22 protein-coding genes are annotated in these 26,712 nt (G+C 60.9%); 16 read left to right on the top strand and 6 right to left on the bottom strand.

From position 1 onward, the window contains the following. Positions 1-70 precede the first annotated feature (70 nt). The 10 genes from ASD64_RS19265 to ASD64_RS19220 all read left to right on the top strand — a co-directional run bounded on the left by ASD64_RS19265 (position 71) and on the right by ASD64_RS19220 (position 11,551). A complete protein-coding gene (locus ASD64_RS19265) occupies positions 71-1,579 on the top strand; it encodes a sugar ABC transporter ATP-binding protein (RefSeq protein WP_244480858.1) in 1,509 nt (502 codons plus the stop codon). Between the two features lie 9 nt (positions 1,580-1,588). After that, positions 1,589-2,422, top strand: coding sequence for a Cof-type HAD-IIB family hydrolase (locus ASD64_RS19260; protein WP_056108616.1), 834 nt, complete (start codon positions 1,589-1,591; stop codon positions 2,420-2,422). Positions 2,423-2,424: 2 nt separating this feature from the next. After that, entirely contained in the window at positions 2,425-3,402 is a 978-nt protein-coding gene (locus ASD64_RS19255) for an ABC transporter permease (protein ID WP_056108613.1), read from the top strand. 94 nt (positions 3,403-3,496) lie between these two features. Continuing rightward, complete coding sequence (locus ASD64_RS19250) at positions 3,497-4,441, top strand: substrate-binding domain-containing protein (protein ID WP_082550056.1); 945 nt, start codon at positions 3,497-3,499, stop codon at positions 4,439-4,441. A gap of 71 nt (positions 4,442-4,512) precedes the next feature. Continuing rightward, positions 4,513-5,475 carry a dihydrodipicolinate synthase family protein gene (locus ASD64_RS19245; RefSeq protein ID WP_156460233.1) on the top strand — a complete coding sequence of 321 codons (963 nt, stop codon included), beginning with the start codon at positions 4,513-4,515 and terminating at the stop codon, positions 5,473-5,475. Positions 5,476-5,491: 16 nt separating this feature from the next. After that, the gene (locus ASD64_RS19240) at positions 5,492-5,923 is read left to right on the top strand and encodes a MaoC family dehydratase (RefSeq protein ID WP_056108610.1); all 432 of its coding nucleotides are present in this window, start codon (positions 5,492-5,494) and stop codon (positions 5,921-5,923) included. After that, positions 5,920-7,551: a GMC family oxidoreductase gene (locus ASD64_RS19235; protein WP_056108608.1), complete on the top strand. Its 1,632-nt coding sequence runs from the start codon at positions 5,920-5,922 to the stop codon at positions 7,549-7,551. The genes ASD64_RS19240 and ASD64_RS19235 overlap by 4 nt, the downstream gene beginning before the upstream one ends. Beyond that, positions 7,548-8,336 (top strand): enoyl-CoA hydratase-related protein, encoded by a 789-nt coding sequence (locus ASD64_RS19230; protein WP_056108605.1) that lies wholly within the window; start codon positions 7,548-7,550, stop codon positions 8,334-8,336. The genes ASD64_RS19235 and ASD64_RS19230 overlap by 4 nt, the downstream gene beginning before the upstream one ends. Before the next feature lies 1 nt (position 8,337). Beyond that, on the top strand, positions 8,338-9,936 hold the full coding sequence (locus ASD64_RS19225) for a GMC family oxidoreductase (protein WP_056108600.1): 1,599 nt from the start codon (positions 8,338-8,340) through the stop codon (positions 9,934-9,936). A 115-nt stretch (positions 9,937-10,051) separates the two neighbouring features. Continuing rightward, positions 10,052-11,551, top strand: a complete 1,500-nt coding sequence (locus tag ASD64_RS19220) for an aldehyde dehydrogenase family protein (RefSeq protein ID WP_056108597.1) — start codon at positions 10,052-10,054, stop codon at positions 11,549-11,551. A 182-nt stretch (positions 11,552-11,733) separates the two neighbouring features. On the opposite strand, the gene ASD64_RS19215 is transcribed toward ASD64_RS19220, so the two are convergent. Next, positions 11,734-12,738 (bottom strand): Tim44 domain-containing protein, encoded by a 1,005-nt coding sequence (locus ASD64_RS19215; RefSeq protein WP_056108594.1) that lies wholly within the window; start codon positions 12,736-12,738, stop codon positions 11,734-11,736. A 103-nt stretch (positions 12,739-12,841) separates the two neighbouring features. Continuing rightward, the gene (locus tag ASD64_RS20790) at positions 12,842-13,144 is read right to left on the bottom strand and encodes a zf-TFIIB domain-containing protein (RefSeq protein ID WP_082550068.1); all 303 of its coding nucleotides are present in this window, start codon (positions 13,142-13,144) and stop codon (positions 12,842-12,844) included. A 499-nt stretch (positions 13,145-13,643) separates the two neighbouring features. Here ASD64_RS20790 and ASD64_RS19205 point away from each other — a divergent pair, with 499 nt between their 5' ends. Then, positions 13,644-14,279: a TerC family protein gene (locus tag ASD64_RS19205; RefSeq protein ID WP_056108588.1), complete on the top strand. Its 636-nt coding sequence runs from the start codon at positions 13,644-13,646 to the stop codon at positions 14,277-14,279. A gap of 149 nt (positions 14,280-14,428) precedes the next feature. Here ASD64_RS19205 and torT read toward each other — a convergent pair whose 3' ends face one another. After that, entirely contained in the window at positions 14,429-15,499 is a 1,071-nt protein-coding gene (torT, locus tag ASD64_RS19200) for a TMAO reductase system periplasmic protein TorT (protein ID WP_056108586.1), read from the bottom strand. 215 nt (positions 15,500-15,714) lie between these two features. Here torT and torS point away from each other — a divergent pair, with 215 nt between their 5' ends. Next, on the top strand, positions 15,715-18,633 hold the full coding sequence (torS, locus tag ASD64_RS19195; RefSeq protein WP_056108583.1) for a TMAO reductase system sensor histidine kinase/response regulator TorS: 2,919 nt from the start codon (positions 15,715-15,717) through the stop codon (positions 18,631-18,633). A gap of 21 nt (positions 18,634-18,654) precedes the next feature. Here the strand turns inward: torS and torR are convergent, their stop codons facing one another. Next, the gene (gene torR, locus ASD64_RS19190; protein WP_056108579.1) at positions 18,655-19,392 is read right to left on the bottom strand and encodes a two-component system response regulator TorR; all 738 of its coding nucleotides are present in this window, start codon (positions 19,390-19,392) and stop codon (positions 18,655-18,657) included. A gap of 175 nt (positions 19,393-19,567) precedes the next feature. Here torR and ASD64_RS19185 point away from each other — a divergent pair, with 175 nt between their 5' ends. From ASD64_RS19185 to ASD64_RS19175, 3 genes are all read left to right on the top strand, one after another. Continuing rightward, a complete protein-coding gene (locus ASD64_RS19185) occupies positions 19,568-20,521 on the top strand; it encodes an ABC transporter substrate-binding protein (protein ID WP_056108575.1) in 954 nt (317 codons plus the stop codon). 107 nt (positions 20,522-20,628) lie between these two features. After that, positions 20,629-21,657 carry a quaternary amine ABC transporter ATP-binding protein gene (locus tag ASD64_RS19180; protein ID WP_056108572.1) on the top strand — a complete coding sequence of 343 codons (1,029 nt, stop codon included), beginning with the start codon at positions 20,629-20,631 and terminating at the stop codon, positions 21,655-21,657. Then, positions 21,654-23,642: an ABC transporter permease gene (locus ASD64_RS19175; RefSeq protein ID WP_156460232.1), complete on the top strand. Its 1,989-nt coding sequence runs from the start codon at positions 21,654-21,656 to the stop codon at positions 23,640-23,642. The genes ASD64_RS19180 and ASD64_RS19175 overlap by 4 nt, the downstream gene beginning before the upstream one ends. Positions 23,643-23,749: 107 nt before the next feature. On the opposite strand, the gene ASD64_RS19170 is transcribed toward ASD64_RS19175, so the two are convergent. Beyond that, positions 23,750-24,142, bottom strand: a complete 393-nt coding sequence (locus ASD64_RS19170; protein ID WP_156460231.1) for a hypothetical protein — start codon at positions 24,140-24,142, stop codon at positions 23,750-23,752. A gap of 157 nt (positions 24,143-24,299) precedes the next feature. Here ASD64_RS19170 and ASD64_RS19165 point away from each other — a divergent pair, with 157 nt between their 5' ends. Then, positions 24,300-25,838 carry a winged helix-turn-helix domain-containing tetratricopeptide repeat protein gene (locus ASD64_RS19165; protein WP_056108562.1) on the top strand — a complete coding sequence of 513 codons (1,539 nt, stop codon included), beginning with the start codon at positions 24,300-24,302 and terminating at the stop codon, positions 25,836-25,838. A gap of 79 nt (positions 25,839-25,917) precedes the next feature. Here ASD64_RS19165 and ASD64_RS19160 read toward each other — a convergent pair. Then, positions 25,918-26,712 (bottom strand): LysR substrate-binding domain-containing protein (locus tag ASD64_RS19160; RefSeq protein WP_082550055.1); only part of this gene is annotated, 795 nt, incomplete at its 5' end.

Below are 26,712 nucleotides of genomic sequence, written 5' to 3'. Positions count from 1 at the left end.
GAGAAAACGATTTCTCTGCCCAATTGGACAACGAAAGAGGATCGGGACCATGCCGTTGGAGGCAACCTCGATGAACAGTCAAACCTTCGATCCGACGATGATTCTGCAGATGGCCGGCATCGCCAAGTCGTTCCCTGGCGTGCGCGCGCTTGACGGCGTCAGCTTCTCGGTGCGGCGCGGCGAGGTTCATGCATTGGTCGGCGAGAACGGTGCCGGCAAATCGACGCTGATGAAGATCCTCTCCGGTGCCTATCAGGCGGATCAGGGCGTGATCACCTTCGATGGAAGGGCGGTTGCCTTCCCGACACCGTCGCAAATGATCGGCCTAGGAATTGCGGTCATCTACCAGGAATTCGCGCAGGCCCCGCACCTGACGGTGGCGGAGAATATCTTCCTGCATCGTTTGCCCCGCACGCGGTTCGGGCTGATCGATTGGAAGCAGGCGGCAAACTATGCCAAGCGTTTCATGGACCGTCTCGGCTTCACGGTCGATCCTCTGGCGCGCGTCGATCGACTGAGCGTCGCCCAGCGGCAGATGGTGGAAATCGCACGCGCGTTGTCGCGCAACGCCCGGCTGATCGTGCTCGACGAGCCATCGGCGGTGCTCGGCGACAACGAACTGCAGAAGCTGTTCACCACCATTCGCAGCCTGCAGGAGGAGGGCGTCTCCTTCATCTATATCTCGCACCGGCTGAAGGAAGTCTTCGACATCAGCCAGACCGTTACAGTGCTCAGGGACGGGAAGGTGGTGAATTCCACCGCAACCAGCGAAATGACGACAGACGACCTGATCCGCTCGATGGTCGGGCGCTCGATCGGCGACTATTTCCCCGCCCGCAATCCCAGGTTCGGCGCAGACGTACTGAAAATCAGCAATATCAACCGCGGCAAGGTGCTGAAGGAAATCTCGCTCAATCTGCGTGGCGGCGAGATCGTCGGCATTTGCGGCCTTGCCGGCGCTGGGCGCTCGGAACTGTTGCGCGCCATCATCGGGGCTGATGCCATCGACCGTGGCCGCATCGAATTGCACGGCAAGGCGCTGGTCATCGACAAGCCGCGCAAGGCGATTGCGCTCGGCATCGGCTTTGCGCCGGAAGATCGCAAGACCGACGGCCTGTTTCTGTCCCAATCGGTCAGCTTCAACATCACCATTTCGCGCCTGCGCGATGTTCTCAGCGGTTTCTGGCTAAACCTCGCCCACGAGCGCAAGACGGCTCAGGACCTTGCCGCAAGGCTTCGGATCAAGACGCCAGACGTCGATGCCCGCGTCGGCAATCTATCGGGCGGCAATCAGCAGAAGTGCGTGATCGCCAAGCAGCTCCATGCCAAATGCGACGTTCTTCTGGTCGACGAGCCGACGCGCGGCGTCGATGTCGGCGCCAAGCGCGAAATCTATGATCTGCTTGTAGACCTCACCGAGCACAACGGCCTCGCCATCCTCATGGTTTCGTCCGACCTGCCGGAGGTGATCGGGATGTGTGACCGCATCCTGGTCATGTGCGAAGGCCGCATCACGGCTGAACTGGCCAAGGCCGATGCGACGGAAGAAGAAATCATGAAGTACGCGACGGTGCACTGAGGAGGAGTGATGCGCCAGCCGATTTCCCTCATCGCCCTCGATGTCGACCGGACAACACTGACCGATGACTACCGTCTCCTGCCGGCGGTCATCGAGGCGGTCGGGCGGGCAACGAAGGCTGATGTTTTGGTGGTCGCAGCCACGGCCCGGGCGCCTAACGCGCTGCGCGGCATTGCGGCGGCTCTCGACCTCAAGGGGCCGAGCATATGCCTCAACGGCGCCTGGACGGGAACCATACGGCCCGACGAAGCTGTGATGGAACACGGTGCGTCGATGAACCTCGCACGGACCAAGGCGTTGATCGCCGAGGCCGAAGCGGCCGGTCTGAACCCATGCTGGTTCACCGAAACGGATTGGCATGCATTGTCGCACGGTCACCTCGTCGAACGGGAGGCGTGTGCCACGCAAACCGACCCGGTGATGACGCCATCGCTGGATGACATTGGAGAAACTGTATTCAAGGTTCTGTGCCTGGAGACTGAAGGCTCGGGTGATGCCCTTGATCGGTTGGCGGCGCACTTCGCCGCAGAATTCAATTTCGTGCGCTCCGACAAGCGCCTGATCGAGATCACCGCCAAAGGCGTTTCCAAACAGGGCGCGGTCGCGGCCCTGACGCGACGCCTCGGTGTAGATCGGGAAAACGTCGCCGCCATCGGCGATTCGGAAAACGACCTCGACCTGATCCGGTGGGCCGGCTTCGGCGTGGCCATGGGCAACGGCACGGAAGTTGTCAGACGGGCCGCCGATTGGGTCACCTGGTCAAACGCACACGCTGGCGCAGCGTTCGCCATAGACACAATCATCGCCGCCAACCGGGCGGCGGCCTGCTCCGCGGAGATCTGACCATGAGCGACATCAGCACGATGCAACCACAGTCGAGCATGCAGAAACTCTCCGCTTCGGTTTTCAAGGCGTCGGGCCTGTTGTGGGTGTTCCTCGGTCTTTGCGTGGTTGCCGCGTTGTTGTCGCCGGCTTTCCTCAATCCCGCCAACCTGATGAATGTATTCCGCCAGGTGGCGCTCTACGGCATCGTCAGCGTTGGCATGACCTTCGTCATCCTGACCAAGGGCATCGACCTGTCTGTCGGCTCCATACTGGGTGTCTGCGCGGTCTCGGCAGCTTTACTGCTAACAGGCGGCTGGTCGCCCTGGCTGGCCGTCGTGGTCGTGCTTCTGATCGGCGCTGGCCTCGGAGCGGTCAACGGCATCGGCGTCGCTGTCGGGCGTGTGCCGCCCTTCATCATGACGCTCGGCATGATGGTGATGGCGCGTGGCCTCGCGTTGACGCTGGCAAACGGTCAGCCGATCGGACTGAAGGAAGCCGCCGCCAGCTTCGCCTGGCTCGGTCGTGGCGCCATGCTCGGCGTACCTGTCCCGGTCTGGATTTTCGCCGTCGTCGCAGCAATCGCCATCTTCGTGCTGCGCTACACCCCATTCGGTCGTCAGATCTATGCCGTAGGTTCCAATGAGGAAGCCGCGCACCTGTCCGGCATCAGCGTCAACCTCGTCAACTTCTATGTTTATGTGATCAGCGGATTCCTTGCGGCGTTGACGGCACTGATCTTTGTGTCGCGCCTGACCGTCGGCGAGCCGACTGCGGGCACAGGCATCGAGCTTGAAGCCATTGCCATTACCGTGATCGGCGGCACCAGCCTGTTCGGCGGTGAAGGCGGCATCTTCGGCACCATCATCGGTGCGGCCATCTTGGCCGTGCTCGCCAACATCATGAATCTGGTCGGCATTTCGCCGTTCACGCAACAGATCGTCAAGGGAGCCATCATCGTGGGAGCCGTGCTCTACGAGATGCAACGCAAGCGCAAATGACCTCTTGGCCCACAAACTTCGCCGTCGCGAAGACCGCCGCGGGAAAGTGCGGCAGGCGCTGGAAACAGAGCTACAACCAAAGGGAGGACTGTTCATGTCACTAAAACAAAGCCTGAAGAGGGCCGGCATCGCATTTGCCGGGGCCGCCGCCGTGCTGGCTATGGCCGGCGCCTCATTCGCCGCCGACAATATCCTGATCGGCTTCAGCCAGGGCACTCTCAACCATCCGTGGCGTGTCGCCATGGTCGACGGCAACAAGAAGTATGCCGAGGAGCATTACAAGGATGTCGAACTCGTCGTCACTGACGGCCAGAACGACTCGGCCAAGCAGGTGGCAGACGTCGAAAGTCTGATCGCACGCGGCGTCAAGGTGCTGATGATCAGCCCGCTGACCTCGGATGCCCTGACACCCGTCGTGCAGCAGGCGCTCGACGCCGGCATCAAGGTGGTCACCATGGACCGCAAGGTCAACATTCCGGTGACCGTGCATGTCGGCGCGCTCAACCTGCCGATCGGCGAGGCTGCCGGAAAGTTCCTGGTTAAGGCGCTCGACAACAAGGGCAAGGTGATCGAATTGCAGGGCACTGGCGGCGCATCGGCCACAGTGGATCGCCACGACGGCTTCGTGAAGGGTATCGAGGGATCCGGGTTGGAAGTCGTTGCCTCACAGAACTGTGACTATCTGCGTGAGAACGCGGTGAAGTTCATGGAAGACCAGTTGCAGCGCTTTGGCCCCGGCGAAATCCAGGCCGTCTATGCACATAACGATGAGATGGCATTGGGTGCCATCCAGGCGCTCGAAGCCGCAAATCGCCTCGGCGAAGTCAAGGTCGTCGGCGTCGATGGCCAGAACAACGCTTTCGAAGCCATTGCAGCCGGCAAGCTCGCCGCCACTTTCACCTACCCCTATGTCGCGCCTGAAGGCATTGAGATCGCCTACAAGCTCGCCAAGGGTGAGAAGGTGGATGCGGAAGTCGTTCTTCCCGGCAAGCAGGTCGATGCCGCCAACATCAAGGAAATGCTCGGTACAGGCTTCTGAACCGACAAATCGGTCCCGCGCGGCCATCGGGTCGCGCGGGTTTCATTCGGTCAATTTCAAGGAGAACTCTCGTGGCTCAGGCCAAGCATTTCGATCCGAAAGGCGTGATCCCGGCGGTGTTGATGCCGTTCGACGCCGATCTAGCTGTAGACGAACGCGCCTATCGCGATCATCTCGCAGACGTGGCCTCGGTCGAAGGGATTGCCGCAATCACCATTAACGGCCACGCTGCCGAAGTGCATGCGCTGACGCTCGACGAACAGCATCAGGCAATCGTCACCACCAAGGACGTGTTGCAGGAGCGCGTGCCAACCATCGTCGGCATCTTCACCAATTCGAGCCTCGAAGCCGCGCGCATGGCGGCGGACGCTGAACGCGAAGGCGCCAATGCGCTGCTGGTATTTCCGCCCGACATCCTGACGCTTGGCGGCCATATGCGGCCCGAGATGATTTACGAGCACCTGCGCCGCATCACCGACGCCTCAGGCCTGCCGATCATCCTGTTCCAGTTTCCGCTCGGTTCCAATCTTGCCTATCGGTTGCCGACGCTGCTTGAGCTTTGCCAGCGCTTCCCGGCGATCAAGGCGATCAAGGACATGTGCGGCGACGGCAATCTGCACGAACGCCAGATACGCGAACTGAAGGCGCTGGACCGGCCGGTCAAGACGCTCACCACGCACAGTTCATGGCTGCTCGGCTCACTGGTGCTCGGCTGCGATGGCTTGCTTTCCGGGGCCGGCAGCGTCATCGCCGACCTGCAGGTGGCATTGTTTCGTGCGGTTCAGGCCGGCGACCTCAACACCGCCAAGGCAATCAACGACCGCATCTATCCGACGGTTCGCGCCTTCTACGACCATCCGCTGGTCGACATGCACAATCGCATGAAGGAGTTGCTGGTCATTCTCGGCAAGATGAAGTCAGCGCATGTGCGTCCGCCTCTGGTGAAGCCCTCGGCGGTGGAGATCGAGAAGATCAGGCGGCTTGCGGCGCAGGCGGGTCTGACGCCGGCCTCGGTTTACAGATACGCGGCCTGATCGGAGGAGCATCCGAATGGCTGATTTCTATCTAAAGGTCGGCGACGAAGTCAGTCTTGACCGTGAAGTGACCGAGGCAGCGGTGAACACTTTTGCCGGCCTCAGCGGCGATCATTCGCCCAACCATGTCGATGAAGGCGACATGGCGAAATCCACCTACAAGGGACGCATTGCCCATGGCGCCATGCTGGTCGCCTACATGTCGGCCTGTTCGACCGAGATCGTCGAGCGGGTGCCGAACGTGCGGGCAACCGAGACGCCGGTCTCGCTCGGCTATGACGGCATCCGCTACATCAAGCCCGTCTATATCGGTGACCGACTGAACCTGCGCTATGCCGTCAAGGAGGTGGATGTTCAAAGGAGGCGTACGCGCTCGACCATCACCATCACCAACCAGCATGGCGACCTGGTCTGCGTCGGCGAACATATCCTGAAATGGGTGTCATGACGCGAGGCGCGGCAAAAACCTATGACTACGTCATCGTCGGCGGTGGCTCGGCCGGCTGTGCGCTGGCCAGCCGGCTCAGCGAAGACCCTGATCGCCACGTCCTTTTGCTCGAGGCCGGGCCCGTCGACCGCAGCCCCTACATCCATTTGCCGGTCTGTTACTACAAGACCACCAAGGGGCCGCTGACCTGGGGCTTCGAGCTTGCCGCGCAACAGCGTCAGGACGGCATCACGCCGGCCTATGCGCAGGGGCGCGTGCTTGGCGGTGGCAGTTCCATCAATGCACAGGTCTATATTCGCGGCAGCGCGCAGGATTATGATGGCTGGGTGGACATGGGTTGCCCCGGCTGGTCGTACCGTGAGGTGTTGCCATATTTCACGCGTTCCGAATCGAATGAGCGGTTTGCCGGCGCTTATCACGGAACGGAAGGCCCGCTCGGCGTTTCCGACCAGCGCCACACGCATCCTCTCTCCAAGGTATTCGTGCAGGCCTGCCAGGAATACGGCATGCCCTACAATGCCGACTTCAACGGCGCCGGCCAAAGCGGCTGCGGACTCTATCAGGTCACGAACCGCAATGGCCGCCGTTGCAGTGCGGCCGTCGGCTATCTCGGCAAGACGCGGGGCCGCGCCAACCTTACGGTGCGGACCGGCGTGCAGGTCCATCGCATCGTGCTGAAGAACGGCCGCGCCGTCGGCGTCGAATATATTGAGAACGGTCGCCTCGTTGAGGTGAACGCCGATGCACAGGTCGTGGTGACGGCCGGCGCCATCAATTCCCCGAAACTCCTGATGTTGTCGGGCATCGGGCCGGCGGCGCACCTCGCCGCCCACGGCATCGACACCAAGGTCGACCTGTCCGGCGTCGGTCAGAACCTGCACGACCATCTCGATGTCTTCTTGATGTACAACCTGAAAGGCATCACCAGCTACGACGCCTATCGCAAGCCGCATCGCCAGCTATGGGCGGGTATCCAGTACGCTGCCTTCCGCAACGGGCCGGTCAGCGCCACGGTGGTCGAGGGCGGCGCGTTCTGGGCGACGAGTGACGGGCTCGCCCAGCCGGATCTGCAGTTCCATTTCCTTGCCGGAACCGGCATCGAGGCGGTTACCGACGGCCACTCTTCCGGCAATGGCTGCACGCTGAACGCCTATTTCCTGCACCCGCGCTCGCGCGGGTCGGTGACGCTGAAAAGTGCCGATCCGGGCATCGCTCCGAACATTGACCCGAACTTCCTCGCTGAAAGCTACGATCTCGACCGTACGGTGGAGTCACTCGAGATCGGGCAGGAGATCATGGCGCAACCATCGATGGCGAGATACATCGCCAATCAGTTCGTGCCGGGGCCGGACGTGCATACGCGAGCCGGTTACGAAGCCTATGTACGGCGCGAGGCACGGTCCGGCTATCATCCGGTCGGAACCTGCAAGATGGGCACCGACGAGATGGCGGTTGTCGACCCGCAACTGCGGGTTCATGGTGTCGATGGCCTGATGGTGGCCGACTCCTCTATCATGCCGCGTCTTGTCTCTGGCAATACCAACGCGCCGTCGATCATGATCGGCGAGCGAGCCTCGGATTTCCTGCGCGGCAACCGTATCGAGACAACCAAGGGGCAGGCCGCATGACAGCCGCTCAGCTACCGGAATTGGTGATTGCCGAACGGCCCCGTCAAAGCGTCGTCGTGCTGACGCTCAACCGTCCTGAAAAACTCAATGCCTTGTCGAAGGAATTGCTGCGGCAACTTCTCGACCGGCTGGCAGAGGCCGAAGCCGATCCATCCATCGGCTGCGTGGTGCTGACCGGCGCCGGTCGCGCCTTCGCCGCGGGTGCGGATATCACCGACATGCTGGCGCGTGGCGTGGCTTCCTACGCCGACCCGGAACGGCTCTCGGTTTGGAAAGGCATTGAGGCGTTCAGCAAACCTCTCATTGCCGCCGTCAACGGCTATGCGATGGGCGGCGGGCTGGAACTGGCGCTGTTGTGCGACATCATTGTCGTCAGCGACACGGCCAAGTTTGCCTCGCCGGAAATTCGCATCGGCTCGTTTCCGGGCGATGGCGGCACACAGCGACTGCCACGCCTTGTCGGGCAATCCTTTGCCATGCAGATGGTGCTGACCGGCATGATGGTCGATGCAGCACTTGCCGAGCGAAAGGGCTTGATCAGTGAAGTGGTTGCACTCGACGCCTTGATGGAACGGGCGCTGGAGATCGCCGGCGAGATTGCGGCGATGTCGGCGGCCATCACGCCCTATGCCAAGCGCGCGGTGAAGGCAGCAGCCGAACTTCCGCTTGAGGAAGGGCTGAAATTCGAGCACCGGCTCACCGTGGAAGCCTTCGACACCGAGGATCGCATCGAGGGTCTGCGTGCCTTTGCCGAGAAGCGCAAACCGGACTTCAAGGGACGTTGACATGGCAAGCCGGCAAGCAACCGCCTGGGACTATATTATCGTCGGCGCCGGCTCGGCCGGCTGCGTGCTTGCCAACCGGCTGAGTGAAGACCCGTCCGTGCGTGTCCTGTTGCTGGAGGCGGGCAGCCGCGACTGGAACCCGATGATCCATATCCCCGGCGGGCTCGGCAAGCTGTTCGGCCCTGGCGTCAACTGGCGCTTCCACACCGTGCCGCAGAAGAACCTCGACAATCGCGAAATCTGGTATCCGCAGGGCAAGACGCTCGGCGGTTCGAGTTCGATCAACGCCATGATCTACATTCGCTGTCAGAAGGAAGACTACGATCACTGGGCCGAACTTGGAAACACCGGCTGGGGTTATGAAGACATCTTGCCCTATTTCCGCAAGTCCGAAGACAACGACCGGCTAGCCGACCGCTATCACGGCGAGGGCGGGCCGCTGTGGGTGTCGGATCAGATTTCGCCGCATCCGATCAGCCGCGCTTTCGTCCGCGCCGCGCAGCAATATGGCCTGCCTTACAACGCCGATTTCAACGGTGAGACGCCGTATGGCGCAGGGCTCTATCAGGTCACTTGCCGCCATGGTCGCCGCCGCTCGGCCGCCGTCTCCTACCTGCACCCCGTAAAGTCACGCCGCAACCTGACGGTCAGGACCGGTGCGCGCGTGGTCCGTATCGCCGTTGAAGGCGGGCGGGCCGTCGGCGTCGAACTGGCGAACGGCCGCACGCTACGGACGGAACGGGCCGACCGCGAGGTGCTGGTGGCGAGCGGTACGATCAACTCGCCGCGCCTGCTGATGCTGTCCGGCATCGGCCCTGCCGACGAATTGAAAGCACTCGGCATCAAGCCGCAGCATGATCTCAACGGCGTCGGCAAGAACCTGCAGGACCATCTGTGCACCAACATCCATGTCGGTACGAAGGAACGCATCAGCTACGACGGCCACGACAAATTTCCACGCTCGATTCCGCACGGCCTCCAGTGGCTGCTCTATCGCAACGGGCCGGCGGCTTCGGTCATTGTCGAGGGCGGCGGCTTCTTCAAGAGCGAGGGCGCGACCCGGCCCGACCTGCAGATTCATGTTGCGCCGGGAACGGTCGTGCGCGGCGGCCAGACGACGATCCCCGGCCATGGCTTCACTGTCAATTCCACGTTCCTGAGGCCGGAAAGTCGTGGAACGGTGCGCCTGCGTTCAGCCGATCCCGCCGACGAACCGCTGATAGATCCAAATTATCTTGGCGATGCGAAGGACCGCGCCATGGCGTTGAAATCGGTCCGGATCATCCGCGAGGTGCTGTCGCAAAGCGCCATCTCCCATCTCATCGACAACGAGCGGTTGCCGGGACCCGGAACCCAGTCGGATGAAGAGATCATGGCCTATGCGCGCCAGTATGCCTGTTGCGACTATCATCCGGTCGGTACCTGCAAGATGGGCATTGACGATGCCGCCGTCGTCGATCCGCAACTCAGGGTGCGTGGCATAGAGCGGCTGAGAGTTATCGATGCCTCGGTCATGCCCAAACTTCCCAGCGGCAACACCAACGGGCCGACCATGGCGCTCGCCGAAAAAGGCGCAGACCTCGTCAAGGCGGGCACATAGAGCATGTTCCCGAAAAGTGGGTGCGGGTTTTCGGAAAAGATCATGCTCAAACAAAGAGGCAGTTGCACCAACCGGTCGCCCGGTAGGGCGGCCACAAAGCATAGGAGCAAGCACGATGGACGCGAAAAACCCAACTCTTTCCCTGCCGCCGAAGCCACGAGAATTCGGCTTTCATGTCGGTGGTCGCTGGATCGCAACCGGCAAGCGCGAGACCATGGAGCGGCTCAGCCCCGGCCATGACGTGCCGGTGACGCGCATCACGCTTTGCACGCGCAAGGACCTGGATGAAGCCGTGGCGGTGGCGCGCAAGACCTTCGACAGCCGTGTCTGGTCCGGCATTTCGGGCGCGGAGCGGGCGACCGTGCTGCTCAGGGCTGCGGCAGGTATTCGCGCGCGCGCCGAGGAACTCGCCTATTGGGAAACGCTTGAGACCGGCAAACCGATCTCCCAGTCGCGCGCCGAGGTCGAAGGGGCTGCCGGCATCTATGAGTACGGCGCCGGCGCCGCGCGGTGCCTGCATGGCGACAGTTTCAACAACCTCGGCGACAAGCTGTTCGGTATCGTCACCCGCGAGCCGATCGGTGTTGTCGGTCTGATCACGCCGTGGAACTTCCCGTTCTTCATCCTGGCGGAACGCATCCCCTTCATGCTGGCGGCAGGTTGCACCATCGTTGCCAAGCCGTCCGAAATGACCTCCGCCACGACGCTGATCATGGCCGAGATTCTCACCGAAGCAGGGCTTCCTGACGGCGTCTTCAACGTCGTCACCGGCACCGGCCCGGAGATTGGTCAGGCAATGACCGAACACGTGGGCATCGACCAGATATCGTTCACCGGCTCGACCGCCGTTGGCCGGCATGCGCTGCTGGCTTCGGCAACCAATTTCAAGAAAGCCGGCCTCGAGATGGGCGGCAAGAGCCCGCAGGTCGTGTTTGCCGACGCCAACCTCGATGATGCCGCGGATGGCGTGGTCTTCGGAATCTGCCACAATGCCGGCCAATGCTGCGTCAGCGGCAGCCGGCTTATCGTCGAAAAATCGGTGGCAGACGAATTCGAGAAGCTACTGGTAGAAAAGTTCGCCCGGGTGCGGATCGGTGATCCGCTTGACCCAAGCACGCAGTTGGGAGCCATCGTCTCGACCGCGCACAATGAGAAGATCTTGGGCTATATCCGCAAGGGCGGTGAAGAAGGCGCCCGACTCGCCTGCGGCGGTGAATCCGTTGCCAGCAAGGCCGGCCGCTTCATTCATCCGACGCTGCTTGCCGACGTCACCAACGACATGGCGGTGGCGCGTGAGGAGATTTTTGGACCGGTCCTGACTATGATCACTTTTACAACCCGGGACGAAGCAATCGCTATAGCCAACGATAGCGTCTACGGGCTGGCCGCCAGCGTCTGGACGTCCAACCTCGACAAGGCGCTTGGCACTATTCGACGCATCCAGGCCGGCCGCACCTGGATCAACACCACCATCGCCGGAGGTCCGGAAATGCCGATCGGCGGCTTCAAGCAGTCGGGTATAGGCCGCGATACCGGCATGTACGGTGTCGAGGAGTATATGGAGGTGAAGTCGATTCACATCGCATTGGGTGGCCGCGACCACTGGGTTTCATGATGAGGGCGGGATTCTTGAACTCGTTGACGAGATTCTGGTGCGACGCGACATTGGGATGACCCTTCGGGGAAGACTCCATCATCTTGTCAACTCGTGCTGGTTTGCGCTTGGCACCCGATCCAGGGTCATGCCAATCATTCTGATAGTTGCCAGCGTGGTCATGGCGATGATGTCGATTGGTCCTAGGCCTGCTGTATTGCCGAGAGCTTCCATTCCGCGCCCTTCTGGCGGGTAAAAGTCCACAACTCGGTCGTTTCCGTGGGCTGGTCGGCATCGCCGTCCACGACTTCTCCCGTAGCGCGGTCGCGGGTCACGTCGAGCGAGGAATACTGCAATGCCGCCGTCGCGTAGTCGCGGTCGCCTTCGCGCCAGCTTTCGGCAACATCGGCCTGCTGCAAAGTGACGTCCGAAACATCGTTGCGGACACCGTTCTGGGCGTTGTCGGCGAGCTCTTCCGACAGGTAGGAAACCATTTCCGGCGTCACCAACCGGCGCAGCGCACCGTGGTCTTCGCGTCCGAAGGCTTCCTGGACCTCCGTCAGCATCCGCTGGAATGTCTCGAGATCGTTCTGGGTCAGCGTGATGTCCTCGGACACAGCCGCCTCGGCCTTTCCGCCAAATCCAGAGCCGGAGCCGATGCCCGGAATGCTGAATGAAGATGCATTGGCCGTTTGGCGTTGGTGGCTGTCAGCACGCCCGAAGCCCTGCGCGCCGTTGGAATAGCCAGCCCCAGCCATCGCCGGTGTCTGCGTGCGCGCCGATTGCGAGCGGAAAAACCGAACCGCCAGCATGATCGCGCCACCGATCAGCAGCACTTGGAGGAGAAAGCCGAACATGCCTGCCAACCCGCCAAAACCTTGCCCCAGTAGAACGCCCAGCAGGCCGCCAAGCAACAGGCCGCGCATCATCGAACCGCCGAGACCATTCATGAAGCCCGGGCGCTGCATACCGGCCGGCTGTTGGCGGCTTGCTGCGTTGGTTCCGGTGTTGGGTGTGATCGACCGTTCGACCGGAGCGGTTGGCGCAGGCGCAGTTCTGGTCGGCGGTGCCGCCTGGAAAGTGCGCGCGCCCCGGCTGCCGAAGCTGCCGCCGCGCCGGGCCTCCGCGTGATCCATCGCCGTCATGGAGAATGCCAGGAACAGGCCCGCAAACAGGGCTGCAAATCGGACGGTAGGCGAAGTCGACATCGGATGTTCCTCAGTGAATGCTGTCTTGGCTGCTTTGTGCTCTCGGGCGAGCGGTCGTTGCGCGAGACAGGCGCATAGCCTGTCTCGCGCAAATTTTGCGCGGTCAGTCGAACAATTCTTCGAGGAACGATTTCCTGCGCTTTGGATATCGATGGCCCTGCGAGCGGACATAATCGTCGTCGTCATGGCCGTGCCTTGGCTGAGGCGGGGCGTAAGGCTGTGGTTGCGGCTGAGGCTGGGGCGCCGCGTCCTTGCTGGCACGCTCGATGATCTTGTCGAGTTCGCCTCGATCGAGCCAGACGCCACGGCATTGCGGGCAATAGTCGATCTCTATGCCCTGGCGTTCGCTCATCACCAGTGCGACGCGGCAGGAAGGGCAAACCAGGCCTAGGAGGGAAGATGTCATGCGAATCTCCGAACCGACATTGGACATGAGCCCACTCGAACCGGATTGATGTTCTTCAACACCTTGGAACGGGCCCTCTCACGCGGTCCGACATCACGGTCGCTAGAAGGCGACAGTCAGAGGGGCCTGGCCCGCGCACCTGAATTGGGCGCAAGGGCATCGAGTTTCAAGAGCAGCCTCATGTTAAAAACATCATGACCGTCAACTTTTTGCGGGTGGGGTGCGGCAAGGTGGATCGAGACTGCGCGTCGACGCACGGGCCCCTTGAATTTCCAAACTCGTGCGGGTAAACGGTGCGCACCAGACCGGGCCCCTCTGACGGTTCCCATGAACCGTGATGTCGGACTGGATATCCAAACAGGTGGCCTGGTGTTCGTGGAATTTCATTGACTTAGCCTTGCAGCGCAACCCGCCCCGGGCACGAAAGTGCCGGCTCGGGCGTCTGCTGCATCCGGTCGATCCATGACATTCGGGCGCCCCAACGAAAAACGGGTCCCACATGAGCGAACTTCTTACCCCGGAAGCCCTTTCCGCCCTCCTGCAAGTCATCTTCATCGACCTGGTCCTGGCTGGCGACAACGCAATCGTCATCGGCCTTGCCGCGGCAGGCCTGCCGAAGGGCCAGCGCAACAAAGCCATCCTCATTGGCATCATCGCAGCGACGGTGCTGCGTATCGGCTTCGCCGCCGTCACCACCCAGCTCCTGCAGATTGTTGGATTGCTGCTTGCCGGTGGCATCCTTCTGCTATGGGTCTGCTGGAAAATGTGGCGCGAATTGCGCGCCGGCCATAGCCAGGAGGCAACTGATGCCATCGAAGGCCGCGCCGCCAACCCTGATGACGGCGCCCGTCGCAAAACCTTCGCCCAGGCGGCATGGCTGATCGTCGTCGCCGACGTATCGATGTCGCTCGACAACGTGCTCGCCGTCGCGGGTGCGGCGCGCGATCACCTGACCATCATGATATTCGGTCTGGTTCTGTCCATCGCCCTGATGGGTCTGGCGGCAACATTTATCGCCCGCCTGCTGCAGCGTTACCGCTGGATCGCCTATGTCGGTCTCGCCGTTATCCTTTATGTCGCGCTGGAGATGATCTACCGCGGCGGCCATGAGGTTCTGGCATATCTCAATCCCTGAGATCGCCAGCGGGTGACCTGGCTGGGCTAAAGCCCAGCCAGGTCGCAGGGCGCGGCAGCGGTGTCAGCTTGGCTGCAGTGAATGAACCGGTCCGACGAGGTTCGTGAAAATCAGCAAGCCGGCTGTGAAAAATTGCGATCGGACGTCTGCTATTTTACCTGGAATGTCGGTTTGAACCATGCGGGCGCGAGGCTCTGGTCCAAGTCGAGCGAGAGCACGTTGTTTTTGTCGATGATCGTCACATGCGGCCCGACATGTTTGTACTGCAAGGTCCCTTCGATGGCACGGATCGCCTGATCGATGGCAATCCGGCCCTGCATTGGTGGGGAATCCGTTGGTGCGGCAAGCACCTTGCTACGGATTATCCCTCGGAACGTGCCGTGGGTGAAGTAGTCGGCCAGTATCTTGATCTGACCTTCCCGGTTCTGGGCGCGCAGGACACTGACGGCGGCGTCCGCGGTGGGCGCGCTGCCGACGATGTAGTCGACATCCGGCTGTGCCTCCAGCATCTCTTCGATCAGGAGAAGCTGGATCTCGAGCCCGGTATCGCCCCATTTGACAGCGGTAATCCTTGCCGAACTGTCCTTGATGCCTTTCTGGAAGCCGGCTTCGATGAACTGAACCCAGCCGGCTCCCTTCGGGCCGGGAAACCATGCCACCTTGACCGGTTCGGTGCCCGCCGGATGAAGACTCGCCAGATAGGCCCCGATGGACCGGCCCATCTCTTCCCAGGACACGCCGGTCTTTGCCGTGATGCCGGTGTCGTCGATGTCGTTCACCGCTGCGATTACGGGGATGCGGCTGGCTATTTCCCTGATCGTCGGGGTCAAGCCGTCATAGGATACGGTACCCACGATCAACGCATCGGCATCGGCGCTGCACGTCTTTATCTGTTCGATCTGTCGTTCGAGATTGGGGTAGCCTCCGGCTTCCACAACCGTTAGCCCGACGCCGGTCGCCTTTGCTTGTTCGACCATGCCGTAATTGACACTGACCCAGTAGGAGTCTTTCAGGTGCGGATAGGAGGCACAGATCTTCCAGCGTTTTGCGGCCTTGGCCACAGGCTCATAATCGACCGCCACAGGTGGGCGGGAGTAGTCGAAAGGCGGTTGCCAAGTGTCGAGCCGCCATGTGACGGGTCTGTCCTTGGCACCGCTGTCCGACGCAGCCATGACAAGGATTGCCGCGCAAACCACGCTGAAGATTGCCGCTGTTTTCATAAAGCAAACGCTAGGGTCAGGACCTGTCAATTTGGCTCGAATGGTCGGAGCGGGTTTGCCCGGGCTACTTTGTCGCAATGTCTCGAAAGGCTTGAGCCTTCCTGCGGCATTGCTTCGCGTATCCGCACAAATCCGCTCCGACCATTCGAGCCAAATTAACAGGTCCTGACCCTAGACGGCTTACGCGGACAGCGCAAACCGTGGTTATATGAAATATGTTTCGTAGGCTCGGCATCGGCGGAAGGCTGTTTCTCGCCTTCCTGTGCATCACTGGCCTGTCGCTGTCATCTGGCATCGCCAGTTGGCTGATCCTTCGTCATATCGCTGCGGCCCAGGCGGTGGTGAATGCGCAAGCCTTGCCGGCAGTTGCTGCAACCCAGCACACCGCCGAACTCAGTGCCAAACTGGTCGCGACGGCTCCCGCACTTGCCGCCGTCCAGTCGAGAGCCGCACTGTCTGCCGAGCAGACCAAGCTGTCGCGCCTTGCCCAGGAGATGGTGGCGTCGCTCGACGAGGCCAGGAAGCTGGCGATCGACACCCAGCTTGTGGAGGAGTTCGCAGGCGCCGTCGAAAAAATGCTCGCCAATTTGAAGAGCAATTACGAGTTTGTGCGTCAAAGGCTGGAGGAGGATGCCGCCTATCGCGACAGTGCCGAGAAGGTCACGGAGGCGGCGCAATCGATCCTGCTCCTGTCCGAAACGCTGATTTCCAACGCCTCGGCCGGCGCCTCCGCGGTCACGGCCAACCTATACGGGCTCATCGGCGATCCTTCGCGGCGTGAGGATGCTTACAATGCCATCGACCGCCTGATTGAGCATGACATTTTCCTCATGGAGCGCATGTATGAACTGCGCCACCGAAGCGCCCAGATCAGCCTTCTGGTCAATCGCCTGACGCGTGCAGAATCGGGCATGGAAATCAAAGAAATCAGCCACATTTTTCAAGACCACATGACGGTTATCCGGCGGCGCATTCTGGGTATAGACGACCCGGTACGACGCAAGCAGGCGCTTGAATTCTTCAGCGCGATCGAAACCGCGGCAGGCGACGTTCCCGTGGCCGGCTCGCTGTTCGGGCGTCGCCAGCGTGTGGTCGACCTGATCGGCCACCTGGATACGATCGCGGCAGCCAACCGTGATCTTTCTGCAAAACAGAACGTGGTTGCCAGAAGCATTCTCGATAGATCCGGGGAGTTTGCCAGGACCACAGCGGAGCGTGCTGATCATGCGTTGCGCATCGGTGTTGTGGTGCTTGTGCTGACCCTGCTCGGCGCGGTTCTGGTGTCTGGCGGCATCGTTTGGCTTTATGTCGAACGGAACCTCGTCCGGCGGCTGGGCGGCCTGTCGCGCGCCATGCAGCGACTGACGGCCGGCGATCTCGCCGTTCAGGTCGCGGAAGATGGCGACGACGAGTTGCGCACGATGGCAGTGGCGGTGAACAGGTTCCGCGACGAGTCACAGCGGCGGCTCGACCTGGAGCAGGAGCGCGAGCGCATCACTGTCGAGTTGAAGCGCCACCGCGAGGAATTGCAGCAACTGGTCGAGGAGCAAACCGAACAGATACGGCTGGTCAATACGCAGTTGCGCCAGGAAGCCCTGGATCACGCCGAAGCGCGCGAACACGCCGAACAGGCGAGTAGTGCGAAATCGGCATTCCTTGCGACGATGAGCCACGAAATACGTACGCCCATGACCGGTATGCTCGGCATGATGCGCCTGCTCGCCGATACCAAGCTCAGTTCAACCCAGCGCAAGCACCTTTCCATCGCGGCCAATTCAGGCGAGGCATTGCTTGGCATCCTCAACGCGATACTCGATTACTCCAAGATCGAATCCGGCAATGTGGTGCTGGAGCAGGTTGACTTCGACATGGCCACCTTGGTCGAGGGCGTCGTCGCTTTCATGCGGCCGATAGCAACCGAAAAGGGCCTCGATTTCAGCTTTCACATTGACCGCAAGCTTTCACCGGCGTTTTCCGGCGATGCCACCAAGATAAGACAGGTCCTGTTCAATCTCGTCAGCAACGCCATCAAATTCACTCAACATGGCGAAGTGCGGGTGGAGGTTGCCGGGAAGGAAGCAGGCAAGGGTTCGCAGCGTGTAGTCGTCTCCATTGCCGATAGCGGGATCGGCATTTCGCCGGAACAGCAAGAACACATATTCCAGGCGTTCACGCAGACCGATGCATCGATCACACGGCGATTTGGCGGTACGGGCCTCGGTCTGGCAATCAGCCGTGAACTCGCGCGGCTTATGGGGGCCGAACTGAAGGTCGAGTCCGTAGAAGGTGAGGGAAGTACTTTCACTTTCGAAATTGCGATGAAAACCGCGCGTCGGCCTAGCCGCGTGCAAATGCGCCAACGCGCCACCAAGCCAACGTCCGCACTCAACATTCTCATGGTCGAGGACGATGAAGCGACGCGGCTGGTTGCCGACACTGTGCTGTCAAAGGCAGGTCACCATGTCAGGGCTGTCAGTTCCGGCTACGCGGCGGTCGAGGCGGTCGCGGATTTCAAGCCTGACATCCTCGTCATGGACATCAGCCTTCCAGGGATCGACGGTCTCGAAGCCATGAAACGTGTTCGAAAGGCTCTCGATTCGCCGGGCTTGCCGGTTATTGCGATGTCGGCACACGTTTTCACTTCGGAGGTCGAGCGCTATCTCAATTCCGGTGTGGATGCCTTCGTTGCCAAGCCGATCATCGACGAGCAATTGATCGAAGCTATTGCGGCCCTGAGCGACCGTGTTCCGACTGCTACCCTTCTGGCCGCATTTGATGAAGCTGCCTGCAAGGCAGACGTTCACGCCTTGGGGCTGGAGGTTGTCCAACGCCTGTACCGCATAGCGCAGGACAGCCTGCCGCGCCGCTTCGAGGCGATGCACGAGGCCTTGCGAAGCAACAACCGCAAGGCGTTGCGAGACCTGGCTCACGCGACGAAAAGCTCGGCGGGGTCGCTCGGCTTCCCGAGGTTGCTGGCTGCAGCGGTTGCGCTGGAGACGGCCTCAGCCGCGGCCTCCATCGAGGAGGTGGCTCAAATCGTCGTCGAATGCGAGGCAGCGTTTGCAGACGGTTCTGCGCAGTTGTCACAAATCCTCTCAGCCGATCGGCCCATAGAGCGGACCGCCGCAGAGTGATCGGCTGATTGCGCTGCGTTTTCAGTAACGCGGTACATCCCGCTGTATAGGCGGCGTCGCCTCCGGGGTGAAGAAGTAGCCTTCGCCATGTGCAGTCACGATGATACGGGGCGCGCGTGGATTGTCGTGAAGCTTCTGCCTAAGACGCCTGACCAGCACGTCCACGGTACGGTCGCTGGCATCCCATTCGCGTCTCGATATCTCGTGCAGCAGCCGTTCGCGCGACAGCACTTGCCCCGGATTGGCAGTGAGGGCAGACAGTAGTTTGAATTCGGCCCCGGTCAGATCGACGAAAGTTCCGTCTGTTGCTTGCAAGGTGCGGCGGGCGACATCGAGAATCCAGCCGTAAAAGGCGCGCGTGGAGGTGTTGGCGTTCGGCTGCCGGCTTTTGCCGACGCGCCGTAGGAGGCCCTTGACCCTCGCCAGAAGCTCCCGGTGCTCGAATGGCTTGGTCACGTAGTCGTCGGCGCCTATTTCCAGCCCGACTATGCGGTCGACGGTATCGGTGCGACCGGTCACAAGGATGATCCCCGCATCGGACCGTTCCCGCTGTTCCCGGGTGAGTTTCAGCCCGTCCTCGCCTGGCAGGTTGATGTCGATCATCAAAAGATCGGCAGGATGGCGTCCAACGATGCTGCGCATCTGTTCGCCATCGCCGGCTTCGCTGACCTTGTAGCCCTCGGCGAGAAAATACCCGGCAAGCTTCGCCCGCGTAACCGGGTCATCCTCCACGATCACAATGTGATGCTGGAGCCGCATGCCGAATTCCTCCCGCGCTCCGATTAACATCTTTTCACATGGCAAGCCACGACTTTTACATCGACGACGACACCGGTTCACTTCTGGCAGCTATTCTTGCTGGGCTGAGCGTATCAGAACTACCCGCAGAGGTGATTATCCGCTCGTCTGGAACGAGGAATAAAAGGGAGAAGAAATGAGAAAACTCACGATATCCGCAAGCGTAGCTGCGATCCTGGCTTTCACGGTAACCACCGCCTTTGCCCAGGATTCCACCGACGTCATCAAGATACCCACTCACAATTGGTCGAGCCAGATCGTAGGCGCGCATATCGTCGGCAAGCTGCTCGAGAAGACCGGCGCGAAAGTAGAATACGTGTCGGCGGATAGTCAGGTCGTCTATACGGCGCTCTGTGAAGGTGATGTGCATCTCGTCCATGAAGTTTGGGAAGGTGCCTTCGGCGTTGCGTTCGAGAAGGTCGTAAAGGAAGGCTGCGCCATCGATGCCGCCACCCATGACGCGAAGACCCGCGAGGAATGGTGGTATCCCAAATACGTCGAGGAAATCTGTCCCGGCCTGCCTGCCTGGGAAGCGCTCAATGCGTGCGCGGACAAGTTTGCCACCGCCGAGACTTCGCCCAAGGGCCGGTTCCTTGGCGGACCGGTCGACTGGCTCAAGCACGATTCCGAGCGTGTCGAAGCCTTCGGCATGAACTTCGAGGTGGTCAACGCAGGCTCTGCTGCAGCACTTTGGGCGGAACTTGCCTCGGCCGAGAAGCGCAAGGAGCCGATCGTTCTGTTCAACTGGACGCCCAACTTCATCGAGGCCCTGTATGAAGGCGCGTTCGTCGAGTTCCCGCCCTTCGATCCCAAGTGCAAGGACGATGCTTCCTGGGGAACCAACAAGGATCTCACCTATGACTGCGGGAACCCGAAGGACGGTTATCTGAAGATCGGCGCGTGGAAGGAATTCCCGAACAAGTGGCCCAAGGCCTACTCCGTGCTTCAGAAGATCAACTTCACCAACATGGATGTCGCGGTGCAGGCCAAGCTTGCCGATATCGACAACATGGAGCCGGAGCAGGCTGCAGACAAATGGCTGTCTGACAATGAAGCCCGCTGGAAGGAATGGCTGGGCTCGGCAAGCTGATCCCGACGTCCAGACTTCTACCTGCATAGTTGGCAGCGCCCGCCTGATTGCGGGCGCTCCCTCTCGCGCAGGCACAGTGCTGCCCTCCAACGGCAAAGGGAATTTCCATGGGCGACCCCAAGATTGCATGCCGAAATCTCTGGAAACTATATGGCCCCGATCCGGTCGGTTTCCTGAAACGACACGATGGCCGTCCTTCCATCGAGGCCATCCGGGCGCAGGGCTATATTTCGGCGGTTAGAGACGTTTCGTTCGACGTCATGCCCGGCGAGATTCTCGTTGTCATGGGACTTTCCGGTTCCGGAAAATCGACATTGCTGCGCTGCCTGTCGCGGCTTGTCCAACCCACGGCCGGCGAGGTGATGTTCGAAGGCCGCGACATGCTGACGGCTTCCGACAGCGAGTTGATCGAATTGCGCCGGCACAAGATGGGCATGGTGTTCCAGAACTTTGCACTGCTGCCGCACCGGACGGTCCTGGAGAATGTCGCGTTCCCCTTGCAGGTGCGGGGAACGGCTAGGCAGGAGCGGGAAAGCCGGGCGCGCGATGTTATCGAACTGGTTGGGTTGAAGGGGCGCGAAGGCTACTATCCGCGTGAACTTTCGGGCGGCCAGCAACAACGCGTCGGCATAGCCCGTTCGCTCGCAGTCGGGCCGGACCTGTGGTTCCTCGACGAACCCTTCTCTGCGCTCGATCCGCTGATCCGCAAGGAAATGCAGGACGAGTTTCTGCGGCTCCAGAAGGTTCTCAACAAGACGATCGTTTTCATTACGCACGATTTTGACGAAGCCATACGCGTCGCCGACCGCATCGCCATCATGAAGGACGGGGCCATCGAACAGCTTGGCACGGCTGAGCAGTTGGTAACCCGCCCAGCCACGCCTTATGTTGCGAAGTTCACTGAGAATATTCCGCGAGATCGGCTGCTGTCGGTAAGAAGTGTCATGGCGTCGACATCTCCCCGCAAGCCGGCCAAGGATGCGATCCGGGCCGACGCCCTGCTGGCGAGCATCGCGCGCCAGATCGTCACCACGGAACGCCCCATCGACGTCGTCGATGACGAGGGCATATTGGTAGGTACGCTGGATCGCGGCACCTATATCGATGCCCTTTACGACCAGGAACCGGCGCGGTGAGCGCGGTGGCCATGGAGCGCCCCACCAAGGTTGGCGCACCGGGAGCGCTTGCCAGGGCGGCGAAACCGGCGCTCACCGTGCTGCCGTTTCTGATCCTGTTCCTGTGCGCATCCTTGCTACCGGACTGGATGATGAAAGTGCCGCAGGCGTGGACGGTTCCATTCATCGACTGGACGAATGCCGTCATCGATCATCTGCGCGAAGATGCCCTGTTTGGTCTTTTCTCGTTCAGGGATTTTACCCGCTGGATTGCCGAGCTCATTACCTGGCCGCTTGCGCTGGTCGAAGGCTTGCTTGTCTCGGGCTTTCCGGATTTTGGTATACCAGCGATGCCGTGGGTGATGACCGCGGGCTTGTGCGGTGTCCTGGGGTGGGCCTTGCGTGACTGGCGGCTTGGCACGTTGGCCGCGGGCTGCGTTGCCTACATGGCGATCTTCGGCAAATGGGAACTGTCGATGATCACGCTGTCGGTCGTTCTGGTTGCAGCGCCGATAGCAGGTAGTATCGGATTCCTGCTCGGTATCATGGCGGTCAAGAAGCCATGGTTCGAGGCCGTGATCGTGCCGCTCCTCAACGTCCTGCAGTCGCTGCCGCACTTCTCCTACCTGATTCCCATCGCCGTATTCATCGGAGTGGGCCACAAGGCCGGAACAATCGCCACGATCATTTTTGCCATCCCGCCCATGGCGCGGCTGACGATCCTCGGCCTGAAAGGCATAGCCGAAGAGATCCGTGAAGCTGGCAAGATGGCGGGGTGCACCCGCTTCCAGATGCTCTGGATGGTCGAAATTCCGGCGGCCCGCCAGGCTCTGCTGGTAGGCGTCAACCAGGTCATCATGCAATGCCTTGCGATGGTCGTTATCGCCTCCTTCGTTGGCGCGCGCGGGCTTGGGCACGATCTTCTGTTTCGCCTTCAATCGCTCAAGATTGGTCAGGCGCTCGAAAGCGGCGTCGCGATCGTACTGATGGCGATCGTCCTCGACCAGTTGAGCCGTGCGGCTGCCGAGAAGCAGCCAAGCCATCTGGCCGACAACGTTTCATGGTTGGCGCGCTTCCCGTTCCTGTCTGCTGCAATAGCCGTATGCGGTGTGTCGCTGCTTTTGTCGGCGATCACGCCATACGCAAGCGTGTGGCCTGACGAACTTACACTGAGCACGGCACCGTTGTGGGATGGACTGGTCGACTGGATCACGCTCTACTTCTTCGATCCGCTGCAATACTTCCGGGATGCGATGCTGCTTTACGTGCTGATCCCGGTGCGTGGGCTGTTCCAGCAGATTCCGTGGACTGCAATGGTGGCGCTGGTCGCTGTGGCAGGCTGGTCGCTTGGGGGCGTACGTCTGGCGCTTGTCGTATCCGGCTTCGTGCTTTTCATTGCCTTTGCCGGTTTTTGGGAACGCTCGCTGATCACCGCCTATATGGTGGCGGTCGCGGTCATGCTGTGCGTGCTGATCGGTCTGCCGGTCGGGATATGGGCCTCCAAGACCGACCGCCGCGCAAAGATGGCGAAGCTCTGGTGCGATACGTTCCAGACCTTCCCATCCTTCATCTACCTGATCCCGGTGATCATGCTGTTCAAGGTGGGCGACGTCGCGGCCATTTCGGCGATCATCATCTACGCGATGATCCCGATCATTCGCTACACCGTGTTCGGCCTGCGCAACGTCCCGCAGGATATTGTCGAAGCCGGCATCACCTCGGGCTGCACCGAGCGCCAACTGTTGTGGAACATTCGCTTGCCGCTGGCCTTTCCGGAAATCATGCTGGGCATCAACCAGACCATCATGTTCGCACTGTTCATGGTCATTATTGCCGCCTTCATCGGCACCAAGGATATCGGGCAGGAGATATTCCGGGCGTTGACCTTCAATGACGCCGGCAAAGGCCTGGTGCTGGGCCTGTGCGTGGCCTTCATGGGACTGACGGCCGACAAACTCATCACCGCATGGTCGGCGGAGCGCAAGAGCAGATTGGGTCTGGCGTAGGGCCGGACCCAGACAAAATTCCGGATTGTGAAGACGCATGCAGGCGAAGGCGGCAACCCGACTGTAAGAGCCTCATTGCCGCTCGCGCACTCGAAAGGGACATTCGATCAGTTGCCCCCGACCGCGGCCCGCTGCCGCAAAACCGTCACAGTGGGCGGGGGCAGGCGGCAATCCATAGCCCTCGCCGCATCTGAAACCTCGCACTCCCGCACGAGCACGAATGTCCAAAGACCGTCTCTCTGCACTCCAAGCAGCGGCCGGTACGCGAACGTGTCCCTCTCCGCGTCGCCCGTGACGGGACCAACATTGCGGGCTGGACCGATGAAAGCGAGCGGGCGATCGCCTTCAGTCTTCACCAAGTAGGCGAACGTCTCGTCCTCGGGGTCCGCCGCTCTGTCCCCGATGTATGTCGGGCCGGCCATTGAGGAATCGGCTACGGCATCGCCGCAAAGCCCGGTCACGCCGGCAAGCACACTCATCGCCAATGTTAGTTTAGTCATATCATTAACTCCCTTGCTGCCGTGCTAAGCTGCTAGGCTACGGACCGTTTTCCGTTCAGGCTGGCCCGAGGTGGAGAGCATCGGCGATTTCGCGGCGCCAATCCTAAAGAGGCTCCGAATTGATCGCAAAATTTTTCCGAAGGTCGTATGATAGGCTATGGTGCCTCTGCGCTTTGCATTTGGTCCCTTTGTGCTTGACGCTCGCGACGGCGCACTATTCGAGCACGGCCTGCCTGTTGCGATTGGAAGCAAACCCCTTGCGCTGCTGCAGGCCTTGGTGGAGGCGCGCGGTCAAGTGGTGCCCAAGGCGGCCTTGATGGACGCTGCCTGGCCAAATACCTACGTTGAAGAAAGCAATCTGACGGTTCAGATCGCTGCTCTTCGGAGACGGTTGCGGGTCTCGCCCGACGGGGAAGAGTGGATCGCGACTTTCCCGCGGGTGGGCTATCGGTTCACAGGCCCGCTCACCATCCAACAGCGCGAGGCTCCAATCGTCGATCCCAGCCGGGCGCTCGAAGCGGACCCCTCTATCGCAGTCTTGCCCTTTGCGAACATGAGCCTCGATCCGGAGCAGGCGCATTTCGCCGACGGTTTGGTGGACGATTTGATCACCGACTTGTCGAAGGTGCCGGGTCTCCTGGTGATCGCAAGCCATTCATCGTTCGCTTTCAAGGCAATGTCCGCCGATACGCAATCGATCGCGAAGGAACTCGGTGTCCGCTATGTCATCGAGGGCAGCGTGCGTCGCGTCGCAGGCCAGGTCCGAATTGGGATTCATCTCACTGAGGCGACGACGAGCAGATGTCTTTGGGCTGAGCGGTTTGATGGCGATCTGGCCGACGTCTTTCGTCTGCAGGACCAAGTAGTGCGCAAGGTCGTCGCGGCTCTGGCGAACGTGCTGCCGCTTGAACCAGCGCTCGATGACGCGCCGTCTACCCGGCGCCGGACGACGATTATCGAAGCGTATGATTTCCTCGTTCGCGGGCGCGTTCTTGTCATGCACTCGCCCGCCGGAAACGATCTTGCTCGTACTCTCCTCGTCAAGGCCGCCGAGCTCGATCCGAATTTGGCTGAGGCCTACGCATGGCTCGCCGTTTCGCACTACAACGCGGCGATCCACTACGGGGAGGACTTTAACGCGAACCAGGCTTTGGGGCTCGCTTACGCTCAGAAGGCGATGTCGCTCGATATGAGCGATCCTATGGCACATAGCGTTCTTGGGTTTGCTCGGCTCTGCGAGGGCATACTCGAAGAGGCGGAGTCCGCATTCCAAACGGCGCTGCGGATCAACCCGAACCATGCCGACACGATGGTGAACATGGCGAACTTGAGAGTCCTGCAAGGCCGGCCCGGCGACGCCGTCGAACTGGCTGAGAATGCTCTCCGCCTCAACCCCTATCCGCCGGGCTGGTACTACTGGGACCTCGGCTTCGCGTACTATGCTGCCGGCCACTATACCCAGGCAGTCAGGGTTCTCCGCAAGGAGGAGGTTGGCCGGCTACCGGCAAAGCGCATCCTTGCTGCGAGCTTGGCGCAGCTCGGTCAGTTCGCCGAAGCTCACGAGGAAGCCCGCCGGTTCCTTGAGATAAATCCCGGCTTCCTCGCATCTCGTTGGGCAGCTACGCAGCCTTTTAGGCGCGATGAGGACCGACAACATTTCCTCGACGGTTATATCAAGGCGGGTTTGCCGCTTTAGACCTAGCGTCTGCGATACTTTCTCCGGCCCGTGCCGTCGGAATTAATCTAACCGCTCCGCAATCTCTCTGCTTGTCCTACTACCCGTTCGATCGCGGCACACAGAAAGTGGAAAGTCGCTCTTTCATTAAGCCCATGAATGCCTGGGCGACAACCGATGGTTCGTGATCTGCGGATCGAAAAAGCGCAATGTCATAGGTTATCTGTGGCTCAAAGCGTCGACAGACAAAACCGAGCTTGCTGAACATCCCCGCTGAAGCCGGGTCAACTATGGAGACGCCGCTTCCGCACGCGACCATTGCACAGATCGACGCGAACATTTCGACTTCCGCTACTATATTCAAGGTCGCGCCGCGTTCTGCGAATGCGCTGCTTATGTGATGGAAGATCGCTCTTCGCGACGAGACGATGACGAAGCTTTCGGCGTGAAACAATTCTGGCGTAAGGGTTGCATGCGTTGCAAGCCGATGCTGTTCCGGCACGATGGCCACGCAGTCCATAACATAGCGCTCGACTGAAAGCCCCGACGGGTCGATCGGCAACTCCGCGATGCCCAGGTCGTACTTGCGCGACGGGAACAGCGCTCGGACCTCATCGGAATTTCGGGTCAACAATTCGATACGCACCTCAGGCCGTTGGGACTTGAAATCCGCTAGTGCAGGCGGCAGCAGCGAGATCGCCGCGCTTGGATGGGCTGCTATGACCAAGTCGCCGGCATGGCCGGAGCGGATGGTCCTGGCCACGCGATCCAGTCCCTCTATGACGCCCAAAGTACGCACTGTTGGTTTCCACGCGGAACTGAGCCGGTTAGGCGCATAATTTCCATTGAGAATTGAGCCATGTGAACCTTCCCCCAACGCGGTGAGTGGCGGGGG

This window comes from Mesorhizobium sp. Root157 (assembly GCF_001427385.1).
In the GTDB taxonomy this organism is placed as follows: Bacteria; Pseudomonadota; Alphaproteobacteria; order Rhizobiales; family Rhizobiaceae; genus Mesorhizobium.
The sequence above is the reverse complement of the archived record's forward strand: the minus strand, read 5'-3'. Positions and strand labels throughout refer to the sequence as shown.

Bases quoted from the DNA above. Each gene is read 5' to 3' on its own strand.
- ASD64_RS19265 (WP_244480858.1), top strand. From the start codon at position 71: ATGAACAGTCAAACCTTCGATCCGACGATGATTCTGCAGATGGCCGGC.
- ASD64_RS19260 (WP_056108616.1), top strand. From the start codon at position 1,589: ATGCGCCAGCCGATTTCCCTCATCGCCCTCGATGTCGACCGGACAACA.
- ASD64_RS19255 (WP_056108613.1), top strand. From the start codon at position 2,425: ATGAGCGACATCAGCACGATGCAACCACAGTCGAGCATGCAGAAACTC.
- ASD64_RS19250 (WP_082550056.1), top strand. From the start codon at position 3,497: ATGTCACTAAAACAAAGCCTGAAGAGGGCCGGCATCGCATTTGCCGGG.
- ASD64_RS19240 (WP_056108610.1), top strand. From the start codon at position 5,492: ATGGCTGATTTCTATCTAAAGGTCGGCGACGAAGTCAGTCTTGACCGT.
- ASD64_RS19235 (WP_056108608.1), top strand. From the start codon at position 5,920: ATGACGCGAGGCGCGGCAAAAACCTATGACTACGTCATCGTCGGCGGT.
- ASD64_RS19230 (WP_056108605.1), top strand. From the start codon at position 7,548: ATGACAGCCGCTCAGCTACCGGAATTGGTGATTGCCGAACGGCCCCGT.
- ASD64_RS19225 (WP_056108600.1), top strand. From the start codon at position 8,338: ATGGCAAGCCGGCAAGCAACCGCCTGGGACTATATTATCGTCGGCGCC.
- ASD64_RS19220 (WP_056108597.1), top strand. From the start codon at position 10,052: ATGGACGCGAAAAACCCAACTCTTTCCCTGCCGCCGAAGCCACGAGAA.
- ASD64_RS19215 (WP_056108594.1), bottom strand. From the start codon at position 12,738: ATGTCGACTTCGCCTACCGTCCGATTTGCAGCCCTGTTTGCGGGCCTG.
- ASD64_RS20790 (WP_082550068.1), bottom strand. From the start codon at position 13,144: ATGACATCTTCCCTCCTAGGCCTGGTTTGCCCTTCCTGCCGCGTCGCA.
- ASD64_RS19205 (WP_056108588.1), top strand. From the start codon at position 13,644: ATGAGCGAACTTCTTACCCCGGAAGCCCTTTCCGCCCTCCTGCAAGTC.
- torT (WP_056108586.1), bottom strand. From the start codon at position 15,499: ATGAAAACAGCGGCAATCTTCAGCGTGGTTTGCGCGGCAATCCTTGTC.
- torS (WP_056108583.1), top strand. From the start codon at position 15,715: ATGTTTCGTAGGCTCGGCATCGGCGGAAGGCTGTTTCTCGCCTTCCTG.
- torR (WP_056108579.1), bottom strand. From the start codon at position 19,392: ATGCGGCTCCAGCATCACATTGTGATCGTGGAGGATGACCCGGTTACG.
- ASD64_RS19185 (WP_056108575.1), top strand. From the start codon at position 19,568: ATGAGAAAACTCACGATATCCGCAAGCGTAGCTGCGATCCTGGCTTTC.
- ASD64_RS19180 (WP_056108572.1), top strand. From the start codon at position 20,629: ATGGGCGACCCCAAGATTGCATGCCGAAATCTCTGGAAACTATATGGC.
- ASD64_RS19170 (WP_156460231.1), bottom strand. From the start codon at position 24,142: ATGACTAAACTAACATTGGCGATGAGTGTGCTTGCCGGCGTGACCGGG.
- ASD64_RS19165 (WP_056108562.1), top strand. From the start codon at position 24,300: ATGGTGCCTCTGCGCTTTGCATTTGGTCCCTTTGTGCTTGACGCTCGC.